This is a genomic window from Curtobacterium sp. PhB146 (assembly GCF_004342995.1).
Classification (GTDB): Bacteria; Actinomycetota; Actinomycetes; order Actinomycetales; family Microbacteriaceae; genus Curtobacterium.
On the sequence record NZ_SMBN01000017.1, the window covers coordinates 1 to 3,294 of the forward strand.

Here is a 3,294-nt window from a genome sequence, read left to right on the forward strand (position 1 = left end):
ACGTTAAGTCCGGCGGCGTCCTACTCTCCCACAAGGTCCCCCTTGCAGTACCATCGGCGCTGAGAGGCTTAGCTTCCGGGTTCGGAATGTGACCGGGCGTTTCCCTCTCGCTATGACCACCGGAACACTTTCGACCATCAATCTGGTCTCAAACATGTTCCGGCTGCTGCCCACGGATGGGCAGAGCGGTGTATTCAGTTTGATTCCCGATCGTCTGTCGGGAACCACAAAGTGGACGCGAGCCCGTGCAACAAGTGCACGGAAATCAGTGTGTTATCAAGTCTTCGGCTTATTAGTACCGGTCAGCTCCACGGGTCGTTAGTCCCCGCTTCCACATCCGGCCTATCAACCCAGTAGTCTGCTGGGAGCCTCTCACACTCAAGGTGCATGGAAATCTCATCTCGAAGACGGCTTCCCGCTTAGATGCTTTCAGCGGTTATCCGGTCCGAACGTAGCTAATCAGCGGTGCCCTTGGCAGAACAACTGACACACCAGAGGTTCGTCCATCCCGGTCCTCTCGTACTAGGGATAGATCTTCTCAAATTTCCAACGCGCGCAGCGGATAGGGACCGAACTGTCTCACGACGTTCTAAACCCAGCTCGCGTACCGCTTTAATGGGCGAACAGCCCAACCCTTGGGACCTACTCCAGCCCCAGGATGCGACGAGCCGACATCGAGGTGCCAAACCATGCCGTCGATATGGACTCTTGGGCAAGATCAGCCTGTTATCCCCGAGGTACCTTTTATCCGTTGAGCGACAGCGCTTCCACAAGCCACTGCCGGATCACTAGTCCCGACTTTCGTCCCTGCTCGACCTGTCAGTCTCACAGTCAAGCTCCCTTGTGCACTTACACTCGCCACCTGATTGCCAACCAGGTTGAGGGAACCTTTGGGCGCCTCCGTTACTCTTTGGGAGGCAACCGCCCCAGTTAAACTACCCATCAGGCACTGTCCATGAACCCGATCAGGGTCCTACGTTAGACATCCAGAGTGACCAGAGTGGTATTTCAACAATGACTCCACGAACACTAGCGTGCCCGCTTCACAGTCTCCCACCTATCCTACACAAGCCACACCGAACACCAATACCAAACTGTAGTAAAGGTCACGGGGTCTTTCCGTCCTGCTGCGCGTAACGAGCATCTTTACTCGTAGTGCAATTTCGCCGAGTTCGCGGTTGAGACAGCTGGGAAGTCGTTACGCCATTCGTGCAGGTCGGAACTTACCCGACAAGGAATTTCGCTACCTTAGGATGGTTATAGTTACCACCGCCGTTTACTGGGGCTTAAATTCAGAGCTTCGCCCAAAGGCTAACCCTTCCTCTTAACCTTCCAGCACCGGGCAGGCGTCAGTCCGTATACATCGTCTTGCGACTTCGCACGGACCTGTGTTTTTAGTAAACAGTCGCTTCCCACTGGTCTCTGCGGCCTTCAACGCTCACGGAGTAAATCCGGTCACGTGTCCGGCCCCCCTTCTCCCGAAGTTACGGGGGCATTTTGCCGAGTTCCTTAACCACGATTCTCTCGATCTCCTTGGTATTCTCTACCTGACCACCTGAGTCGGTTTCGGGTACGGGCGGCTGCAACCTCGCGTCGATGCTTTTCTCGGCAGCATAGGATCACTGATTTCCCCTTACGGGTACGCGTCGGATCTCAGGCGTACAGACGACGGATTTGCCTATCGTCAGCCCTACATCCTTACACCAGGTTCACCTTACGGATACCATCGCCTGGCTCAGCTACCTTCCTGCGTCACACCTGTTCATACGCTAACCGCACCAGCATGGGGTCGAGCGTTAGACCGGCCACCATCACCCCGAAGGGATCCGGTTGATCCGGGTTAGGACTCTTAGCACCACTGGATTAGCTTGGGCGGTTGTTCGCCGGTACGGGAATATCAACCCGTTGTCCATCGACTACGCCTGTCGGCCTCGCCTTAGGTCCCGACTTACCCAGGGCGGATTAACCTGGCCCTGGAACCCTTGGTCTTTCGGAGGACGGGTTTCTCACCCGTCTTTCGCTACTCATGCCTGCATTCTCACTCGTGTAGCGTCCACGGCTGGATCACTCCGCCGCTTCACTCGCCACACGACGCTCTCCTACCACTCCGCACGACTGAACCACGAAGGCTTGTCTAGTGTGCGAAATCTACAACTTCGGTGGTGTGCTTGAGCCCCGTTACATTGTCGGCGCGGAATCACTTGACCAGTGAGCTATTACGCACTCTTTCAAGGGTGGCTGCTTCTAAGCCAACCTCCTGGTTGTCTATGCAACTCCACATCCTTTCCCACTTAGCACACGCTTAGGGACCTTAGTTGGTAGTCTGGGTTGTTTCCCTCTCGACGATGAAGCTTATCCCCCACCGTCTCACTGCTGCGCTCTCACTCACCGGCATTCGGAGTTTGGCTGACGTCAGTAACCTGTTGAGGCCCATCGGCCATCCAGTAGCTCTACCTCCGGCGAGAAACACGCAACGCTGCACCTAAATGCATTTCGGAGAGAACCAGCTATCACGAAGTTTGATTGGCCTTTCACCCCTATCCACAGCTCATCCCCTCCATTTTCAACTGAAGTGGGTTCGGTCCTCCACGACGTCTTACCGTCGCTTCAACCTGGCCATGGATAGATCACTTCGCTTCGGGTCTAGAACATGCGACTCAAACGCCCTATTCAGACTCGCTTTCGCTACGGCTGCCCCACACGGGTTAACCTCGCCACATATCACTAACTCGCAGGCTCATTCTTCAAAAGGCACGCCGTCACCCCTACTAAGGAGGCTCCGACGGTTTGTAAGCAAACGGTTTCAGGTACTATTTCACTCCCCTCCCGGGGTACTTTTCACCTTTCCCTCACGGTACTTGTCCGCTATCGGTCATCTGGGAGTATTTAGGCTTATCAGGTGGTCCTGACAGATTCACACGGGATTTCTCGGGCCCCGTGCTACTTGGGATACACATCCGGCCATAACACCATTTCGTCTACGGGGCTGGCACCCACTACGGCCCGGCTTTCAAACCGGTTCGACTATGATGCGCTGTAACCGCCCCAGTCCGGCAGAACTGAGTGACGTGTCCCACAACCCCGACCATGCAACGCCCGCCGGCTATCACACATGATCGGTTTAGCCTCATCCGCTTTCGCTCGCCACTACTCACGGAATCACATGTTGTTTTCTCTTCCTGTGGGTACTGAGATGTTTCACTTCCCCACGTTCCCTCTACCCGCCCTATATATTCAGGCGGGAGTCACCAGGTCACAAAAGCGCCCAGCGGGGTTTCCCCATTCGGAAATCCT

At 55.3% G+C, this 3,294-nt stretch carries 1 rRNA gene and 1 other annotated feature (1 of these 2 only partly in view); the gene reads right to left on the reverse strand.

Features of this window, described 5'->3' with window-relative positions:
• Positions 1-7: 7 nt before the first annotated feature.
• Positions 8-124, reverse strand: a 5S ribosomal RNA gene (gene rrf, locus EDF33_RS19925).
• Positions 125-272: 148 nt separating this feature from the next.
• Positions 273-3,294: a sequence feature (most likely nonfunctional fraction of RNA operon), on the reverse strand; it runs 1,197 nt beyond the window's last position.